An 18,045-nucleotide genomic window follows, 5' to 3' on the forward strand; every position below is an offset into this window, starting at 1 on the left:
GTGCCCCCTGGACCCCCGTCGGCCCCTAAAGGGCCTTGTCCTCAAACGCCGGACGGGCTGGGTGGGCTGATCGACCCCCCCCAAAAAAGTGGTGTGTGACGCACGTCACAAGTCTGGACTGAGTCCAAACTAAGATCGCCTCCGTATGAATGCCCAGAAGCTGACGCAGGGGGCGTCAGCTGCATTACGGGGAGAAAACAGAATCATGGGCATTGACGCGACGTTCTCGAAGCGCCGTAAGAGCCTGATCGTCACCGCTGTCGCGGTGGTCGCCGCCGGTGGTGTCGCTGCCGCGGTGATTCCCGCCTTCGCCGCCGGAGGGGACCGCACCGACCACGCGGCCCACGCCGGGAGCGACGCGCAGGGGATCGTGAGCCAGAGCGGGGCCCTCAGCGGTGGCAGCGGGGGCACCGTCCTCGCCGCCTCCCTGCATGGGGCGAACGAGGTGCCCGTCGAGGGCGGGCCCGCCGTCGGGGACAAGGACGGTGCCGCCCTGGAGTTCGTGAAGGTCAAGGGCGACAAGGTGTCCGTCGCCGTCACCTGGCGCCACACCGGCAAGCCGACCGCCCTGCACATCCACCAGGGCGCCAAGGGCACCAACGGCGGCATCAAGGTCGACTTCGGCGGCCTTCTCGGCAAGAGCAAGGGGCACAGCGTCACGGGCACCGTCACCGTGAAGGACCCCGCCCTCCTCAACGCCCTGAAGACCGACCCGAGTTCGTTCTACGCCAATCTGCACACCGCCGAGTTCCCGGGCGGCGCCGTACGCGGCCAGCTCCACAAGGTCACCGTCGCGGAGTTCGACTTCCGCGACGCGCTCGACAACTTCCAGGCATCCGTCATCAAGGGCAAGCAGATCTACGAGTGCAAGCCGGCCGAGGGCGGTGGGTACGCCTTCGCCCAGCGGGACGTCAGCGCCGTACTCGGCGGCCGTATCGCGCACTCCTTCGTCGCGCCCAACTCCGGTACGCCGCAGTGGGTCGCGCGGGACGGCAGCGCGGTGACCGGGTCCGTCATCTCCAAGACGCCGAACGGCGACAAGAACATCCCCGAACTCGACCTGAAGGCCACTCAGTCCGGCAAGCACCACGGCCTTCTCGCCGACACCGCCGAGATCCTGCGGCTGAACACCGTGGGGGGTGTGGCCCCGGCCGGTTCCTGCACGGCGGGCGACATCGTCGGGGTGCCCTACCAGGCCGACTACGTGTTCATCAGCGGCTGACAGCCCGGCTGACAGCCCGCACGCACAGCGGCGTCTTCCCCGCCAACCCCTACGGGTCGGGGGAGGCGCCGCCTCCGTGTGTCATACCGCAGGTGTACGTCGAGTTGGCTCCGGAGGTTGACGAAACTCCCTGGCGGATTTGGTCAGATGGAAACCACGGAAATCACCACTCCTCACCGATTCGGGTGAGAATGGCGGCTCAGGGGTGGACGAGTGCGGGGTCGTGAGACCCGCGGGCGAGGAACGACGGACAGCCGCCGCCGACGACGGAGGTAGGGCACACATGGCACCGTACGCATCCGACGACAGTACGACCGCCGGGGAGGGCGACGAGCTGCGCGCCGGGCGGCGCAAGGCCGCGCGGTACGTCGTTCCGGTCGCGGTCGTGGGAGTCGCGGCGGCGACCATCGGGCTGGTCCCGGCGCTCGCCGACTCCGGCGACCCGGACCTGCCGGACATCACCGCGCAGCAACTCATCGAGAAGATCGCCAAGTCGGACGTGCAGCAGATGTCCGGCACCTTCAAGATCACCACCGATCTGGGCCTGCCCGACCTCGGCGGCCTGGAGTCGAGCTTCGCCTCCGGAGCCATGGGCTCGGGTTCGGGTGACGGATCGTCCGCCGACCCCACGGCCAAGCTCACCGAGCTGGCGTCCGGCACGCACACCCTGCGCGTCGCCCTCGACGGCGAGGACAAGCAGAAGCTCTCCCTGCTGGAGAACGCCTCCGAGTACAGCCTGATCCACAACGGCAAGGACATCTGGGGCTACGACAGCAAGTCGAACGAGGTCTTCCACGGCACCGCCGACGAGACGCAGGAGGAGAAGGGCGGGAAGGGGAAGGCCGAAGAGGTGCCCACCACGCCCAAGGAACTCACCGAGGAAGCCCTCAAGGCGGCCGACGACACCACGTCCGTCACCGTCGACGGCACCGCACAGGTCGCGGGCCGGGACGCGTACCGCCTACTCATCAAGCCGAAGCAGTCCGGCACCACGGTCGGCGCGATCACCGTGGCCGTGGATGCCAAGACCGGTATGCCGCTGAAGTTCACGCTGACGCCGTCGAGCGGCGGCGCGGCCGTGATCGACGCGGGCTTCACCCAGGTCAGCTTCGACAAGCCGGACGCCTCCACCTTCGACTTCACCCCGCCGAAGGGCGCGAAGGTCACCGAGGAGGGCGCGCTGGAAGGGGCGGCCGAGGAGCACGGCTCCGCGAAGTCCGAGGACGAGCTCCGCAAGCAGTTCGAGAAGGAGTTCGGCGCCCCGAAGTCCGAGGGCAAGCCGGGCACGCCGGGCAAGGCGCCCGAGGGCGGCCCCGAGGTCATCGGCGAGGGCTGGAACTCCGTGGCCGTCTTCGACACCGGCGGCGAGGGCATCCCGTCCGGCGCCGAGGCCGGTGGCGGCCAGCTGGGCGGCTTCCTCGACTCCCTGGGCGACAAGGTCAGCGGCAAGTTCGGCTCGGGCACGGTCTTCAAGACGCGTCTGATCAACGCCCTGGTCACGGACGACGGCAAGGTCTATGTGGGCGCGGTCGACAAGGACGCGCTCGTGAAGGCGGCCAACTCGGCCAAGTGACCCATAGCCGGCCGCCGCACCCGCATCACTAGTCGAGGAGCCCGAGGAGCCCATGGAGGAACTGCCCGCCGCGGAGGGCGACGAGGTCGGTCAGGCCGACCGGATCGCCCCGGTGGCCTCCGGCGTCCGGGCCGACCCGGCCGACGACGTCGGCACGGTGATCGCCACCCGTGCGCTCACCAAGCGCTACCGCGGCGGGCAGCTCGCCGTGGACGGTCTCGACCTGACCGTCCCGGCGGGCAGCGTCTTCGGGTTCCTCGGGCCGAACGGCTCCGGCAAGACCACCACCATCCGCATGCTGATGGGCCTCATCGAGCCCACCTCCGGTACCGCGCGCGTGCTCGGGCACCCCATGCCCCGCTCCACGCGCGCCGTACTGCCGCACGTCGGCGCGCTCATCGAGGGGCCCGCCCTGTACGGCTTCCTCTCCGGCCGAGACAACCTCATCCGCTACGACGCCGCCGACCCGACCGCCGATCCGCGCACCCGGCGCACCCGTGTCGCGGCCGCGCTGGACCGGGTGGGCCTGACGGCCGCCGCGGGCAAGAAGGCCAAGGCGTACTCGCTCGGCATGAAGCAGCGGCTCGGGCTCGCGGCGGCGCTGCTCCAGCCGCGCAGGCTCCTCGTGCTCGACGAGCCGACCAACGGCCTCGACCCGCAGGGCATGCGGGAGATCCGTGCCCTGATCAGGGAGTTGGCCTCCGACGGCACGACCGTCTTCCTCTCCTCCCACCTCCTCGACGAGATCGAGCAGGTCTGCACCCATGCCGCCGTGATGGCGCAGGGCCGGCTGATCACCCAGGGCGCGGTGGCGGAGATGGCCGCCGGGATGCGCGGTCGGCTCGTCGTGAGCACGCCCGACACCTCGGACGCGGCCCGGGTGCTCAAGGAGCAGGGCGCCGGCGACGTCGTCATCAGCGAGGACCAGGTGACCGCGGAACCTCCGGACCGTGATCTCGCCGACGTCAACGCGGCGTTGGTGACCTCCGGGGTCCGGGTCCGCGGCTTCGGTGTCGAACGGGCCTCCCTGGAGGACGCGTTCGTGGCACTCACGGGGGAGGGGTTCGATGTCGCGGGCTGAGGCGATGCGGCAGGGTGACGAGCGCAGCCTGGAGGGCGGCGGGCCGGTGCGGCCGGGAGCAGGGGCTGAAGTGGTCCGAAAGACCAGCCCGTTGTGGACGTTCGGTCTCCTCCGCAGCGAACTGATCACCACGTTCCGGCGCTGGCGCACGCTCGCGCTGCTCGCTGTCCTGGCCGCGGTGCCGATCCTGGTCGGGATCGCCGTGAAGATCGAGACCGGCGACGGGTCGTCGGTCGGAGGCGGTGGTCCGGAGGGCGGAGGCGGCCCGGCGTTCATCGCGCAGATCACCAACAACGGCCTCTTCCTGGTCTTCACCGCACTGGCCGCGACGCTCCCGTTCTTCCTGCCGATGGCGATCGGCGTCATAGCGGGCGACGCGATCGCGGGCGAGGCGAACGCGGGCACCCTCCGCTATCTCCTCGTCGCCCCCGCCGGCCGCACCCGTCTGCTGCTCACCAAGTACGCGACCACGATGACGTTCTGCCTGGTGGCCACCCTCGTGGTCGCGGTCTCGGCACTCACGGTCGGGGCGCTGCTGTTCCCGCTCGGCGAGCTGACGACCATCTCCGGCACCCGGATCAGCTTCACCGAAGGCCTCGGCCGTGCCCTGCTGATCGCCCTGGTCGTCGCCGCGTCACTCATAGGAGTGGCCGCCCTCGGCCTGTTCGTCTCGACGCTGACCAACAGCGGCATCGCGGCGATGGCGACGACGGTCGGCCTGCTGATCACCGTCCAGATCCTCGACCAGATCCCCCAGCTGCACGCGATACAGCCGTACTTCTTCTCCCACTACTGGCTGTCCTTCGCCGACCTCATGCGCGAACCCGTCTACTGGGACGACCTGGTCAAGAACCTGGGCCTGCAGTCCCTCTACGCTGCGGTGTTCGGCTCGGCGGCATGGGCGAGGTTCATGGCGAAGGACATTACGGCCTAAATCTCACGTCTCCGGGATCTTCTCAGGGGGTCTCGTACGGGAAGCGCGCGAGCGGCGGCTCCTGGGCGAAGAACGTCTTCGCGCGGGCCAGGGCCTCGGCGTCGTTCAGCACATCACCGGGCTTGCTGCCGTTGCCGAGCAGGACGCCGCCGAAATGCATCCCCAGGTACGCGGCGGAGTTGCTGAGCGTACCGACCAGCGGATCGGCGACCTCCTGCTCCTCGTGCGCGAGCGCCGTGACGCCCCACAGGGTGCGCCCCGCCATGGTCGCCTTGAAGTCGAGGCCCGGTGTGCGCAGCCAGCCCGACCAGTAGTCGAGGTAGCGCTTGACGTGGGCGGACACCGAGTACCAGTACAGCGGGGAGGCGATGACGATGTCCGTCGCCGTGAGCGTCGCGTCGAGCAGCAGCGCCACGTTCCCCTCCGTCGGGCGCACATGGTCGCTGTCATGCCGCAGGTCCTCGAAGTCGGGCAGCGGATGCGCGGCCAGGTCGATCCACTGCTGCTCGACACCCTCGGGCAGTTGCTCGGCGGCCCGGCGGGCCAGCAACTCGGTGTTGCCGTCCGGGCGGCTGCTGCCGAGGACGAACAGGAAGCGGCGGGTCATGGGGTCCCCCAAATGGTCGGCGTACGACAATAACTCGCCTGTGCATTATATGCGTACGCAAGAACCTGTCCAGGGCCCGATCGCCGCCTCGGCCGCCCGCGCCACATCGAGCAGCAGAGCCTCCCTTCCATGTGCCGCCACCAGTTGGAGCCCGACCGGACAGCCCTCGGGGTCGAGCCCCGCCGGAATGCTGATCGCCGGATGCCCGCTCAGGTTGAACGCCCAGGTCAGCGCGGTGGAGTACCGGTCGCCGGGGCCCTCGTGGCCGTGCGGTGGGGTGGGGGCGGCCGGGGTCAGCAGCAGCTCCGTGTCGGCGAACAGCGCGTCCAGGCGGGTGTCGTTCGCGGCCCGGATGCGGTGGGCGGGGGCGAGGTCGGAGCCCGGGGTTCGCAGGGCGAGCCATGCGGGGGCCGGGTCGTCGAGGCGGAGCGGCGCGCCGGGGCGCACCAGCCGAATCGCGCCGGCCTCGGCGAGGCGTACGGCTGCGGAGTGGGCCACGGCGACGATGTCCGGGTCGGGGGAGTCGAAGCCGAGGTCGGGGGACCAGATGGCCGTGGTCGGGGTGGAGCGCACGTCGTACGGCCAGCCGTACATGTCGTGCGGCTCGGCGCGCGTACCGCGCGGTTCGACGCGCTCGCCGCGAGGCTCGTTGTGCACGTCAGGACCGCCGCACTCCTCCGGCCGCCCGTCCCCCGGCGCGGCTGCCAGGGGTGTCCCCGGCGTGGCTCCCAGGGATGTTCCCGGCGCCGCTCCCCGGGACGCCCCGTACGCCGATTCCCGGGACGCCCCCACCCCCCGATGTGCCGCCGACATCAGCCCCCAGTACGCCGCCACATCCCCCACGCACCGCGCCAGCACCCCGGGTGCCATGAGCCCCGTGCGGTCGGTCGACGGCAGCCGCCCGTTGGTCACCTTCAGGCCGACGACCCCGCACCACGCCGCCGGAATCCGTACCGATCCGGCCCCGTCGCTCCCGGTCGCCAATGGCACCAGTCCCGCTGCCACCGCCGCCGCGGAACCGGCGGAGGAGCCGCCCGGCGTACGGTCGTGCCGATAGGGGTTGACCGTCCGGCCGTAGCGGCCGACTCCCCAGGTCTGCCAGGGAGTTCCCGGCCCCGGGACGGACGTCGCCCCCACCGCCACGCACCCCGCCGCGAGCAGCGGCCCCGCGGTGCGCAGGCCATGCCGCCCCTTGACCCCGATCGGCACGCCGGCCAGCGGCAGCCGTTCGCCCGCCCCGACTCGTGCGTCCACTTCGGCGGCCCGCGCGAGGGCCTCCTCACCCCACACCTCGATGAAGGCGCTCAGGACGGGATCGGCGCGCCGGATCCGTTCGAGTGCCGCTGCGACGACATCGACGGCGCGGAGGGACCGCGAGCGCACGGCTGCGGCGATCCCCTCGGCCGACAGGGGGGCGGAGGTGGGGCCAGGGTTCGCGTGAGGGCCGGATGTGGTCGTCATAAAGTGATTTTCCGTGAAAGTGCCGCCCGACGACGCCCTTCGGCTTCGCGTAAATCGGCCACAAGGGCTTCAGCCGAGCACTAGGGCTTTCTATCCGGCCAGAAGGGCTTCAACCGGCCGCGAGGGCATCAGTCGGCCACGAGAGGTTCAGTCGGCCACAAGGGCTTCAGCGGGCGCGCCCCGTAAGCCGCCCCAGCGCATCCGCCTCCCGGGGCGGCCGGCCACTCAGGTCGCCGAGCCGCCACGCGGGCACCCACGGCACCCGGTACACGTCGATCGCCGACTCGATCACCTTGGCGCGTTCGGCGAGCGGCCGCGGAAGCCGCCCCGGCGCGTCCGCGACCAGGACCACGGCATCCAGGTCCAGCCCGTGCGGAGCCTCCCCGCGCCGGAAGACCTCAAGGGCGTCCAGGGCGGAGGCCAGCCCGGCCGCATGGGTGCGGGCGACGAGCAGTACCGACGGCGGCTCGGCGGGCCCGGGCCAGTCGCGCCCGCAGTCGTGGCCGCCGTAGACCGTGGCGAGCGTGGAGACACCGGCCCCGCCGTGGGTGCCGACCCAGGAGAAGCGCCGGGGCAGACCGGCGGCGGGGGAGGGGGGCGGATCCTCCGGAAGGGCTACGGGTCCGCGGATCCAGATCTCCGGGCCGAGCTCCGGCGGCCCTTGTTGCACGCGCATGTCACTCCGCATGCCCGCACTCCTCCCTCGTCACGACACCGGTTTCCGCGCGGGCATGAGAACGCTGTGACGTGGCACAAGCTCCTGGAACGAGTCTGTGACGCCACGGTGACGTCCGCGCCGCGCGTGGCCGGGGAAACTCGACAGTACGTGTATGACATGTACGACGTGTATGACGTGCGGTCGTGTCCTGAAAAGGTGTCCGGCCCGCACGACCGGATCGTGCCGCCGGGGAAGCCGGGCGGACGGCGAGAGGGAGCACCATGGAAACGGAACCCGCCGTCCGCGAACTCCCCGACGCATGCGAGTGAGGAAAGCGATGTCTCGACTCAGCCGCGCGAAGAAGCGGGAACAGAAGCGCGCCGTGGCCTCGGCGGCCTCCGTGGCCATGCCGATCGATGTGCGGGTCCCTGTCGTCGGTCCGGGCGCGGGCGGCGCGTCGATCGGGGGCGTGCCCGTCACCGCGGGCCCCGGCGAGGAAATCCAGCAGGCCGTCCTGACCCACCTCCAGCGCATCGCCCTCGCCTCCGGCCACCCCGTGCACGCCACGATCCACGACGAGCGCATCGGCTACGTCGTCCCGCTGCAGGTCGACGCGGACGGCTCCAGCCGCTTCACCGCGGATCCCGTACGGACGGCTCCCCCGCCGACGCCCGCGGCGCCCGCCCTGCCGTTGGAGCCGACGGCACCCGCGGCGCCCGCCTCACCCCCGTCACCTCCGTCACCCGCGATGCCCGAGTCGTCCGTGACGCCGCCGACCCCGCTGCCGTTCCCGCCCGCTGCTGACGAGACGCCGTACCGGGACAAACCCACACACGTCCTACGTCCCCTGCCGGGCCAGTCGCAGGACGCCTCCCCCACCTTCCAGCTGCGTGCCCTGCCCGAGCCGGTGCAGGACGCCGTGCCCGGCACGGTCGCGCCGCCGCTGGGGGAGTTCGGCCCGCCGCCAGTCATGGACGCGAGGCCGCTGCCGGTCGACGTACCGCAGACCGACGTACCGCAGACCGACGTACGGCAGACCGACGCACCGCAGGTCGACGTATGGCCGGCCGACGCCCCGCGAGCCGATGTACCGCCGGCCGACACCCGGCAGCCCGCCGCCCAGGTACCAGGCCGAGCGCCCGCCCCCACCCCCCACCGCCATCCCGACCGCAACCCCGCCCCCGCGACTCGCCGTCATCCCGACCCCGGCTTCGTCCCCCTCTCGAACCCCGAATCCGACCCCGACCCCAAACCCACCCCGCCCCGAGGCTTCGACGCGGTGGCCGAAGCCGTTCTCGGGGACGCGCCGCCCATCACCGCCGCAGACGCCTCCCCCTTCGCCGAGCAGCTGGCCCGCGTCAACGAGGCCGTGAAGGCGGGGCGTACGACAGAGGCCGGGGAGGTCGCGGACCGGACCGTGGCGGAGGCGTCGGCGGTGCTGGGGCTGGAGCATGCCGAGGTGCTCCGGATGCGGGAACTCGCCGCGTACATCGCCTACTTGACGGGCGAGCCGGTACGCGCCTTCCGTCTCTGCCTCGACGTGGCCCGGACACACCACCGCACCCGGGACGCGGAGGCGGCGTACGGCAGCCTGCACGGCGCGGCCACGGCCTGGCGGGCCGTACGGGATCCGGCACTGGGGCTCGACCTGGGCCGGGAACTGCTCGGCCTGTGGAGCGAGCTCATGGCGGAGGGCGGTCCGGCCGTCGAGGACATCGAGGAGCTGGAGTCGGCCCGCGCACGCATGGACCGCCTCGCCGCCCGAGCCGCAAAGTCGGCCGAACCGCCCAGGAGTTGAGTCAGTGACCGTGCACTGAGTCGGTGACTGTTCACTGCCTGCTCACCGACCGCTCACTGACTCAGAGGGTCACTCCGACAGCTCCCACACCGCGTACGCGACGGCGTCGCTGTTGCGGTCGAGGGCGGTGTCGTTGATGTTGGACGTGGTGTCGCAGGACGAGTGGTAGCAGCGGTCGAAGGACTGCCCGGCCGTACCGCCCCACTTGGTCACCTGTGCCGCGGTCTTCGTGCGGCTCGCGCCCGTGAACAGACCGCCCACCGGCACGCCCGCGCTCTTGAACGGCGCGTGGTCGGAGCGGCCGTCGCCCTCGGTCTCGATCTCGGTCGCGACGCCGAGGCCGGCGTAGTAGTCCTTGAAGGTCTTCTCGATCGCGGGGTCGTCGTCGTAGACGAAGTAGCCGGGGTTGGGCGAGCCGATCATGTCGAAGTTCAGATAGCCGCTGATCTTCGAGCGGTTGGCGGAGGAGAGGTTGTTGACGTAGTAGCGGGAGCCGACGAGCCCCAGCTCCTCCGCGCCCCACCAGGCGAACCGCAGATGCTTGGTGGGTTTGTAGCCGGCCCGCGACACGGCGAGCGCGGTCTCCAGGACCGCCGCCGAGCCGGAGCCGTTGTCGTTGATGCCGGGGCCGGAGGACACGCTGTCGAGATGCGAGCCGGCCATGACGACCTGGTTGGCGTCGCCGCCCGGCCAGTCCGCGATCAGGTTGTAGCCGGTGCGGCCGGAGGACGTGAACTGCTGGATGCTCGTGGTGTATCCGGCGGCGTCCAGCTTGGCCTTCACATAGTCGAGGGAGGCCTTGTAGCCGGGGCGGCCGTGGGCGCGGTTGCCGCCGTTGGCGGTGGCGATGGACTGCAGCTGGCCGAGGTGGCCCTTGACGTTCGCCACGGGGATGTCGGGTGCGGCGGCGACGTCGACGTCGGCGGGTGCTGCGCCGGCTATGGAACCGCTGGTCAGCAGAGTGACGGACGCGACTGCCACGGCCGCCGACGCACGCCAGGAAACGGGGAGCTTCATGTGGGGGGCTCCGAATTCCAGGCGGATCCCCCGTGGGGTGACCACAGAGGATCCACAGTGAATGGGGTGCCTGGATGGTGAAGGTGAGCCTGACTCTCCGTCAAGAGTGCTATCTGGACAGGATGTTCAGACGGGGAAAAACCCGAGGAAAACGTTAGGGAAAACCCTGTGTCTCAGTGCACGCAGAACTCGTTGCCCTCCGGATCCGACATCACCACCCACTTCCCGGACGGCTCCGTCACCCGCCGCAGCACGCTCGCCCCCAGCCGCTCCAGCCTCCCGACCTCGGCCTCGCGCTCCCCGGCCGCCGTGTGCAGATCGAGATGCAGCCGGTTCTTGGCGGTCTTCGCCTCCGGCACCCGCTGAAACAGCAGCCGCCGCCCCAGCCCGGTCCCGCTCTCCTCGTCGTACGGATCGTCCGGATGCCGTACGGCCACCAGGTCCCGGAAGGCGAGCCGGGCATGGAACTCGACGGCGGCCTCGCGCGGCAGCGCGCCGAGTTCCAGGAGCCGTTCGATGAGGGCGTTGTTGTCCTCGACCTCGTAGTGCAGCGCGGCGGCCCAGAAGTCGGCCTGGGACTGCGGGTTGGCGCAGTCGATGACCAGCTTCCAGTGGAGGGGAGTGGGGGAGGGGGTGGAGGCGGGGGTGGACGCGGGTTCGGGTGTCTGGGTCATGCGACCACTCATATGGGGTGGGTGCGTGGGGCGGCAACGGGAATCGCCGGACAGGTCATCCAGCCCGTGCGGGGCGGCAGGTCTCGCACGGGCCGGGCGCCCATGGCCAGGCGTCCGCGATCAGGCGTTCCGCGGCCAGGCGTCCGCGGTCAGGCGTCCACCGCAGCGGACTTGGGCTTCTCCACCTGCCGCACGCTGAACTCCGCCACCCGGCTCCTCCGGGCGGAGCGCCACGCGTCGGCCGTCAGCAACGTCAACGCCAGCCACACCAGCGCGAACCCGGCCCACCGCTCGGCAGGCATCGCCTCGTGGAAGTACAGGACGCCCAGCAGGAACTGGAAGACCGGCGCCAGGTACTGCAGCAGTCCGAGCGTCGACAGCGGCACCCGTATCGCCGCCGCGCCGAAGCAGACGAGCGGCAGGGCGGTGACGACGCCGGTGGCCGCGAGGAGGGCCGCATGCCCGGTCCCCTCCGACGTGAACGTCGACTTTCCCTGCGCCGCCAGCCACGCCAGGTAGCCCACGGCGGGCAGGAACTGGATCGCAGTCTCGGCGGCCAGCGACTCGACGCCGCCGAGGTTGACCTTCTTCTTCACGAGCCCGTAGGTGGCGAAGGAGAAGGCGAGGACGAGGGAGATCCACGGCGGCCGCCCGTACCCGACGGTCAGCACGATCACGGCCGCGAAGCCGACGCCGACCGCCGTCCACTGCACCGGCCGCAGCCGCTCCTTCAGCAGCAGCACGCCCATCGCGATGGTGACGAGCGGGTTGATGAAGTACCCGAGCGAGGCCTCCACCACATGGCCCGTGTTCACGGACCAGATGTAGACGCCCCAGTTGACGGTGATCACACTCGCGGCCACGGCGATGAGCGCCAGCCGCCGAGGCTGCCGTATCAGCTCACCCGCCCAGGCCCAGCGCCGTACGAAGACCAGCGCGACCGCCACGAAGACGAGGGACCAGGCCATTCGGTGGGCGAGGATCTCGACCGCGCCGGCGGGTTTCAGCAGGGGCCAGAAGAGGGGGACGAGCCCCCACATCCCGTACGCCGCGAAGCCGTTCAGCAGTCCTATGCGCCGTTCACCCTGAGACTTCCCGGCCACGGCCCCTCCTTCGCGCGCTCACCCCGGCCCCGCCCCTGCGACAGCCTGCACGAAGGTAACGCCGAATACCCCCGCATGTCATGTCCGTATCGCCATACGGTCATGACAGCGGGGGTGTGGCGCCCGGGGCGGCGCACCGGGCGGGCGCTCGGGCCCTGACTCGGGCCCTGACTCGGGCCCTGACTCGGGCCCTGGCTCGGACGGTCCAGGGCAGGCCCTCGCCCCGGCGGGGTCAGTTCTTGACGGCGGCCGCGATCGCGTCGGCGAACGGAGTGGTCGGGCGCCCGGCCAGGCGGGACAGGTCCCCGCTGTCGATGACCAGCTCGCCCTTCTCGATGGAGACGTCCACGCCGGCCAGGATCGCGGCGATCGGCTCGGGCAGCCCGGCGCCCGTCAGGATGCCGGTCAGCGCCTCGGCCGGGACGGGGCTGTTGGCGATCTCCTTGCCGGTCTGCCGGCTCAGCTCGGCGGCGTACTCGACGAAGTTCCAGGCGACGTCGCCGCCCAGCTCGTACGTCTTGTTCTCGTGCCCCTCGCCGGTCAGTACGGCGACGGCGGCGGCCGCGTAGTCGGCGCGGGCGGCGGAGGAGACGCGGCCCTCGCCGGCGGCGTGGGTGACCGCGTTGTACTCCAGGACCGGCGCGAGGTTCTCCGTGTAGTTCTCGTGGTACCAGCCGTTGCGCAGCAGCACGTACGGCAGACCGGACTCCAGGAGCGCCTTCTCGGTGCCGCGGTGGTCGTCGGCGAGGGCGGCCGTGAGGCTGCCGGGGGCGCTGGTGTAGGCGAGCAGGGCGACGCCGGCGTTCTTGGCCGCGTTGATGACGACCGTGTGCTGACCGACGCGGTCGTTGCCGACCTCGCTGCCGGATATGAGCAGCACCTTGTCGCCGGCCGCGAACAGCGTGTCGAAGGTCTCCGGCGTGTTGTAGTCGGCGACGGCGAGCTTCACACCGCGCTCGGCGAGGTCGGCGGCCTTCTCGGGGGTGCGGACGACGGCGGTGACCTGGTCGGCCGGAACCTTCTCCAGCAGCTGCTCAACGACGTGGCGGCCCAGGTGTCCGGTGGCTCCGGTGACGACGATGCTCATGATCAGAACTCCTTGTGGGGTGCGGTGCCACTAACCCTAGGAGGTGCACTAACTTCATGAAAGTACCCACTTTGAAGTAAGGTACTGGCATGGCAGTAAGTGGTGTGACGGACCCTAACGCTCCTGCGGCGAACAAGTACGGCCTCGATGAGCAGATGTGCCCCTACCGCCTGGTCCTGGAGCATGTGACCAGCCGCTGGGGCGTCCTCGTCCTGATCGAGCTGCTGGAGCGCCCCTACCGCTTCAGCGAACTGCGCCGGGCGATCGGCAGGGTCAGCGAGAAGATGCTGACCCAGACCCTCCAGACCCTGGAGCGCGACGGCCTGGTCCATCGCGACGCCAAGCCGGTCATCCCGCCAAGGGTCGACTACTCCCTGACCGACCTGGGCCGTGAGGCGGCGGAACAGGTGCGCGCTCTGGCGCTGTGGACCAGTGAGCGGATGGGGGAGGTGCAGAAGGCGCGGGAGGTGTACGACGCGCGCAAGGGCGGTTCCGAGTAGGGCCGGAGTCGCGGAGTTCGGTGGTGTGACCGCCGCGCGGCCATTCAAAAGTGTGTCGACATACAGACATGATTACACTGGGTTAGTATTTCACCAGCAGCCCGTGCATATTGACCTTGTGCTCTGCGCATATTGACCTTGTGTGTCGACCTTCAGTCCGAAGGTCGACCCTCAAGAGAGGCTGCTCGTGTCCAGTGATTCCTTTTCCGATGGCGCCATCCTCCGTCGTCTCGGAACGGTCCCGAAAAAGCGGGGCAGTCGCGTGGGGGAAACCTGCCCGGACATTTTCGAACTCAGCGATGGAAACTTCGCCATCATCGGTACCGAGGCCACGGCGGCCCTGGGGCCGCACCTCCCTCCCGATGCGGCCAGAGCCGACTATGAGCGCATCGTCGTGATCAGTCGCGACACCCTGATCCACGCCAAGAAGGACATTCCTGACGCGTAGGAGATACCGGAGCCGGGGCGTCCTGCGTGCCTCGTGCGGGGGGCGGACGGCCGGAGCAGAGCATCCATCTGTGCGCCCCCCTTCCGCCTCTGCGCCTGTGCATTCCGACGGGCACGCTGATGCGGGGAGGCTTTCGTTCGCCGTGGGCAGTCACCGGACATGGGGGTTACGGAATGGAGAGGTCGAACCAGGAAGAGCTCATGGGAGATTTTCTCGGTGTGCTCAGTACCATCTCCGAGGGGTTGGCCGGCATTGCGAAAGAGATGCACCGGGCGAATGCCATCCAGATACAGCGCCTTTTCGCGGAGCAACTGGATCGGTCGATCGATGATCCGTTTCTTGCCGAGGCTTTGAGTACCTTGGGTGGTATATCCGAGAGCAGGCGACGTCAGATGCTTTTCGCCAATCGCCAGTACGGCCTGATTCTGCTCGCCTATCGCGTCGGCGTAATTGATCGAGGAGAACTCCTCGGGGACCTGAAGATACTGAGCAGGAATTCTGTCTTCGCGGAGTACTGGCAGCGGACGGCCGAGCACCGCCGACTGCTGCCCGAGGAGTCGCTGGAGGCGCGGACGGGCCGGGCTGTCGACGCGGTCATGGACGAGCGACTGGACGCTCTGGAGGAGTGGTGGGTCGTAGGGCCCGAGTCGAAGACGCCGGCCGACTGACGGCCTGACGGCCTGAGGGCCTGGGTGCCGCGCACCCAGGCCCCTCACCTTGCCGCTGGTCGGCAGATGGTCAGCCGCTGGTCAGCCCACAACCGTCCAGGTGTCCCCGCCCGCCAGCAGTGAAGCAAGATCGCCCTTGCCGTTCTGCTCGATGGCCGAGTCCAGCTGGTCGGCCATCTGGGTGTCGTAGACCGGACGGTCCACCGAGCGGAGCACGCCGATCGGGGTGTGGTGCAGGGTGTCCGGGTCGGCCAGGCGGGACAGGGCGAAGGCCGTGGTGGGGGACGCGGAGTGGGCGTCGTGGATCAGGATCTGCGACTCGTTCTCCGGGGTCACCGTGACGACCTTCAGGTCGCCGGTCTGCGCGTCGCGCACCACGCCGCGCGAGGCGTCCGTGCCGAAGCGGATCGGCTGCCCGTGTTCGAGGCGGATCACCGCCTCCTCGGCCTGCTGCTTGTCCTTGAGGGCGTCGAAGGCGCCGTCGTTGAAGATGTTGCAGTTCTGGTAGATCTCGATCAGCGCCGTGCCCCGGTGGGCGGCCGCCTCGCGCAGCACCTGGGTGAGGTGCTTGCGGTCGGAGTCCACCGTGCGGGCCACGAAGGACGCCTCCGCGCCGATCGCGAGCGACACCGGGTTGAAGGGCGCGTCCAGCGAACCCATCGGCGTCGACTTGGTGATCTTGCCGACCTCAGAGGTCGGGGAGTACTGGCCCTTCGTCAGGCCGTAGATCCGGTTGTTGAACAGCAGGATCTTCAGGTTCACATTGCGGCGCAGGGCGTGGATCAGGTGGTTGCCGCCGATCGACAGCGCGTCGCCGTCGCCCGTGACCACCCACACCGACAGGTCCCGGCGCGAGGTGGCCAGGCCCGTCGCGATCGCGGGCGCGCGGCCGTGGATGGAGTGCATCCCGTAGGTGTTCATGTAGTACGGGAAGCGGGACGAACAGCCGATGCCGGAGACGAAGACGATGTTCTCCTTGGCCAGGCCCAGCTCCGGCATGAAGCCCTGGACCGCGGCAAGGATCGCGTAGTCACCGCAGCCGGGGCACCAGCGCACTTCCTGATCGGACTTGAAGTCCTTCATGGACTGGCGGGCCTCGGCCTTGGGGACGAGTGAGAGCGCTTCGATCGTGCCCGTGCCTTCCGCGGACGTCTCAGGCATCGATGGCCTCCTTGAGAGCCTTGGCAAGCTGTTCCGCTTTGAACGGCATGCCGTTGACCTGGTTGTACGAGTGGGCGTCCACCAGGTACTTCGCCCGGACCAGGGTGGCGAGCTGGCCGAGGTTCATCTCGGGGATCACCACCTTCTCGTAGCGCCCGAGTACCACGCCCAGGTTGCGCGGGAACGGGTTCAGATGGCGTAGATGTGCCTGTGCGATCGACTCGCCCGCGTTGCGCAGACGGCGTACCGCGGCCGTGATCGGGCCGTACGTCGACCCCCAGCCCAGCACCAGCGTCTTCGCCTCGTGCGGATCGTCGACCTCAAGATCCGGCACCTCGATGCCGTCGATCTTGGCCTGGCGGGTGCGGACCATGAAGTCGTGGTTGGCCGGGGCGTACGAGATGTTGCCCGTGCCGTCCTCCTTCTCGATGCCGCCGATGCGGTGCTCCAGGCCGGGCGTGCCCGGGATCGCCCAGGGCCGGGCGAGGGTCTGCGGGTCGCGCTTGTACGGCCAGAAGACCTCGCTGCCGTCCTCCAGGGTGTGGTTCGGGCCCTGCGCGAACTGCACGGTCAGATCCGGCAGCTCGTCCAGCTCCGGGATCCGCCAGGGCTCGGAGCCATTGGCCAGATAGCCGTCCGACAGCAGCATCACCGGAGTGCGGTACGTCAGCGCGATCCGCGCCGCCTCCAGTGCGGCGTCGAAGCAGTCGGCCGGGGTGCACGGGGCGACGATCGGCACCGGGGCCTCGCCGTTGCGGCCGAACATCGCCTGCAGCAGGTCCGCCTGCTCGGTCTTGGTCGGCAGGCCGGTCGAGGGCCCGCCGCGCTGGATGTCGATCACCAGCAGCGGCAGCTCCAGCGACACGGCCAGCCCGACGGTCTCCGACTTCAGGGCCACGCCCGGACCGGACGTCGTCGTCACCGCGAGCGAGCCGCCGAAGGCCGCTCCCAGCGCCGCGCCGATCCCGGCGATCTCGTCCTCGGCCTGGAAGGTCCGTACGCCGAAGTTCTTGTGCTTGCTCAGCTCGTGCAGGATGTCCGAGGCCGGGGTGATCGGGTACGAGCCCAGGAACAACGGCAGGTCCGCCTGGCGAGACGCGGCGACCAGTCCGTAGGACAGCGCGAGGTTCCCGGAGATGTTGCGGTAGGTGCCGACCGGGAAGGCGGTCGTCGCCGGGGCGATCTCGTAGGAGACGGCGAAGTCCTCGGTGGTCTCGCCGAAGTTCCAGCCCGCGTGGAAGGCGGCGATATTGGCGGCCGCGATGTCGGGTTTCTTGGCGAACTTCGACTTCAGGAACTTCTCGGTGCCCTCGGTCGGCCGGTGGTACATCCAGCTCAGCAGGCCCAGCGCGAACATGTTCTTGCTGCGCTCGGCCTCCTTGCGGGTGAGGTCGAACTCCTTCAGCGCCTCGACGGTCAGCGTGGTCAGCGGCACCGGGTGGAGGCTGTACCCGTCGAGCGAGCCGTCCTCCAGGGGCGAGGTCTCGTACCCCACCTTCTGCATCGCCCGTTTGGTGAACTCGTCGGTGTTGACGATGATCTCCGCGCCGCGCGGCAGGTCGCCGATGTTGGCCTTCAGCGCCGCCGGGTTCATCGCGACCAGCACGTTCGGGGCGTCGCCCGGGGTCAGGATGTCGTGGTCGGCGAAGTGCAGCTGGAAAGAGGACACGCCCGGCAGGGTGCCGGCGGGGGCCCGGATCTCCGCCGGGAAGTTCGGCAGCGTCGACAGGTCGTTGCCGAACGTCGCTGTTTCCGAGGTGAAGCGGTCGCCGGTGAGCTGCATACCGTCGCCCGAGTCCCCCGCGAAACGAATGATCACCCGGTCCAGCCGGCGGACGTCCTTCGTCCCTGCCGGTTTGCGCTGCTCTCCCACGACGGCTTCGTCGGCCTGCTCCGCTGGGCTACTGACCTGGCTGGTCACTGAACTGGACCTCCCTTGAGGCTGTCTGGGCACGGCCTTCCCGCAAGCCTTCCCAGGATCAACCCTACGTCCGCAAAGGTCGCCCTCCCTGGGCCATTCGCATGACGGACATGGATTTGAGACGCTTCGCCA

Annotated in this window: 17 protein-coding genes; 8 read left to right on the top strand and 9 right to left on the bottom strand. The window is 69.9% G+C overall.

Going from position 1 to position 18,045, the window contains the following annotated elements:
• Positions 1-205 precede the first annotated feature (205 nt).
• From ACFWYS_RS00680 to ACFWYS_RS00695, 4 genes are all read left to right on the top strand, one after another.
• Positions 206-1,222, top strand: a complete 1,017-nt coding sequence (locus tag ACFWYS_RS00680) for a CHRD domain-containing protein (protein ID WP_384761743.1) — start codon at positions 206-208, stop codon at positions 1,220-1,222.
• Positions 1,223-1,505: 283 nt separating this feature from the next.
• On the top strand, positions 1,506-2,795 hold the full coding sequence (locus ACFWYS_RS00685) for an outer membrane lipoprotein carrier protein LolA (protein WP_384761745.1): 1,290 nt from the start codon (positions 1,506-1,508) through the stop codon (positions 2,793-2,795).
• A gap of 52 nt (positions 2,796-2,847) precedes the next feature.
• Positions 2,848-3,876, top strand: coding sequence for an ABC transporter ATP-binding protein (locus ACFWYS_RS00690; RefSeq protein ID WP_384761747.1), 1,029 nt, complete (start codon positions 2,848-2,850; stop codon positions 3,874-3,876).
• Positions 3,863-4,810 (top strand): ABC transporter permease, encoded by a 948-nt coding sequence (locus ACFWYS_RS00695; protein ID WP_384761749.1) that lies wholly within the window; start codon positions 3,863-3,865, stop codon positions 4,808-4,810. Before ACFWYS_RS00690 ends, ACFWYS_RS00695 begins: the two co-directional genes overlap by 14 nt.
• A gap of 22 nt (positions 4,811-4,832) precedes the next feature.
• Here ACFWYS_RS00695 and ACFWYS_RS00700 read toward each other — a convergent pair whose 3' ends face one another.
• From ACFWYS_RS00700 to ACFWYS_RS00710, 3 genes are all read right to left on the bottom strand, one after another.
• Positions 4,833-5,417, bottom strand: a complete 585-nt coding sequence (locus ACFWYS_RS00700) for a flavodoxin family protein (RefSeq protein ID WP_384761751.1) — start codon at positions 5,415-5,417, stop codon at positions 4,833-4,835.
• A 45-nt stretch (positions 5,418-5,462) separates the two neighbouring features.
• Entirely contained in the window at positions 5,463-6,878 is a 1,416-nt protein-coding gene (locus ACFWYS_RS00705) for an amidase (protein WP_384761753.1), read from the bottom strand.
• A gap of 166 nt (positions 6,879-7,044) precedes the next feature.
• Positions 7,045-7,566 carry a DUF6668 family protein gene (locus tag ACFWYS_RS00710; protein ID WP_384761755.1) on the bottom strand — a complete coding sequence of 174 codons (522 nt, stop codon included), beginning with the start codon at positions 7,564-7,566 and terminating at the stop codon, positions 7,045-7,047.
• A gap of 307 nt (positions 7,567-7,873) precedes the next feature.
• Here ACFWYS_RS00710 and ACFWYS_RS00715 point away from each other — a divergent pair, with 307 nt between their 5' ends.
• On the top strand, positions 7,874-9,334 hold the full coding sequence (locus ACFWYS_RS00715) for a tetratricopeptide repeat protein (protein WP_384761757.1): 1,461 nt from the start codon (positions 7,874-7,876) through the stop codon (positions 9,332-9,334).
• 69 nt (positions 9,335-9,403) lie between these two features.
• On the opposite strand, the gene ACFWYS_RS00720 is transcribed toward ACFWYS_RS00715, so the two are convergent.
• The 4 genes from ACFWYS_RS00720 to ACFWYS_RS00735 all read right to left on the bottom strand — a co-directional run bounded on the left by ACFWYS_RS00720 (position 9,404) and on the right by ACFWYS_RS00735 (position 13,215).
• Positions 9,404-10,351 carry a M28 family metallopeptidase gene (locus tag ACFWYS_RS00720; RefSeq protein WP_384761759.1) on the bottom strand — a complete coding sequence of 316 codons (948 nt, stop codon included), beginning with the start codon at positions 10,349-10,351 and terminating at the stop codon, positions 9,404-9,406.
• A gap of 173 nt (positions 10,352-10,524) precedes the next feature.
• A complete protein-coding gene (locus ACFWYS_RS00725; protein WP_384761761.1) occupies positions 10,525-11,025 on the bottom strand; it encodes a VOC family protein in 501 nt (166 codons plus the stop codon).
• A gap of 149 nt (positions 11,026-11,174) precedes the next feature.
• Positions 11,175-12,128, bottom strand: a complete 954-nt coding sequence (gene rarD, locus ACFWYS_RS00730; protein ID WP_384761762.1) for an EamA family transporter RarD — start codon at positions 12,126-12,128, stop codon at positions 11,175-11,177.
• Positions 12,129-12,360: 232 nt separating this feature from the next.
• Entirely contained in the window at positions 12,361-13,215 is an 855-nt protein-coding gene (locus tag ACFWYS_RS00735; RefSeq protein WP_384761764.1) for an SDR family oxidoreductase, read from the bottom strand.
• A gap of 89 nt (positions 13,216-13,304) precedes the next feature.
• Between ACFWYS_RS00735 and ACFWYS_RS00740 the strand changes: the two genes are divergently transcribed.
• The 3 genes from ACFWYS_RS00740 to ACFWYS_RS00750 all read left to right on the top strand — a co-directional run bounded on the left by ACFWYS_RS00740 (position 13,305) and on the right by ACFWYS_RS00750 (position 14,831).
• Positions 13,305-13,715 carry a winged helix-turn-helix transcriptional regulator gene (locus ACFWYS_RS00740; RefSeq protein ID WP_384761765.1) on the top strand — a complete coding sequence of 137 codons (411 nt, stop codon included), beginning with the start codon at positions 13,305-13,307 and terminating at the stop codon, positions 13,713-13,715.
• Positions 13,716-13,932: 217 nt separating this feature from the next.
• The gene (locus ACFWYS_RS00745) at positions 13,933-14,163 is read left to right on the top strand and encodes a hypothetical protein (protein ID WP_384762215.1); all 231 of its coding nucleotides are present in this window, start codon (positions 13,933-13,935) and stop codon (positions 14,161-14,163) included.
• Positions 14,164-14,336: 173 nt separating this feature from the next.
• Positions 14,337-14,831: a DUF6082 family protein gene (locus tag ACFWYS_RS00750; RefSeq protein ID WP_384761767.1), complete on the top strand. Its 495-nt coding sequence runs from the start codon at positions 14,337-14,339 to the stop codon at positions 14,829-14,831.
• Positions 14,832-14,912: 81 nt separating this feature from the next.
• Here the strand turns inward: ACFWYS_RS00750 and ACFWYS_RS00755 are convergent, their stop codons facing one another.
• Positions 14,913-15,992, bottom strand: a complete 1,080-nt coding sequence (locus ACFWYS_RS00755; RefSeq protein ID WP_384761769.1) for a 2-oxoacid:ferredoxin oxidoreductase subunit beta — start codon at positions 15,990-15,992, stop codon at positions 14,913-14,915.
• Positions 15,985-17,913, bottom strand: coding sequence for a 2-oxoacid:acceptor oxidoreductase subunit alpha (locus ACFWYS_RS00760; protein WP_384761770.1), 1,929 nt, complete (start codon positions 17,911-17,913; stop codon positions 15,985-15,987). Before ACFWYS_RS00760 ends, ACFWYS_RS00755 begins: the two co-directional genes overlap by 8 nt.
• Positions 17,914-18,045 lie beyond the last annotated feature (132 nt).

The organism is Streptomyces sp. NPDC059010 (assembly GCF_042740355.1).
GTDB lineage: Bacteria > Actinomycetota > Actinomycetes > Streptomycetales > Streptomycetaceae > Streptomyces.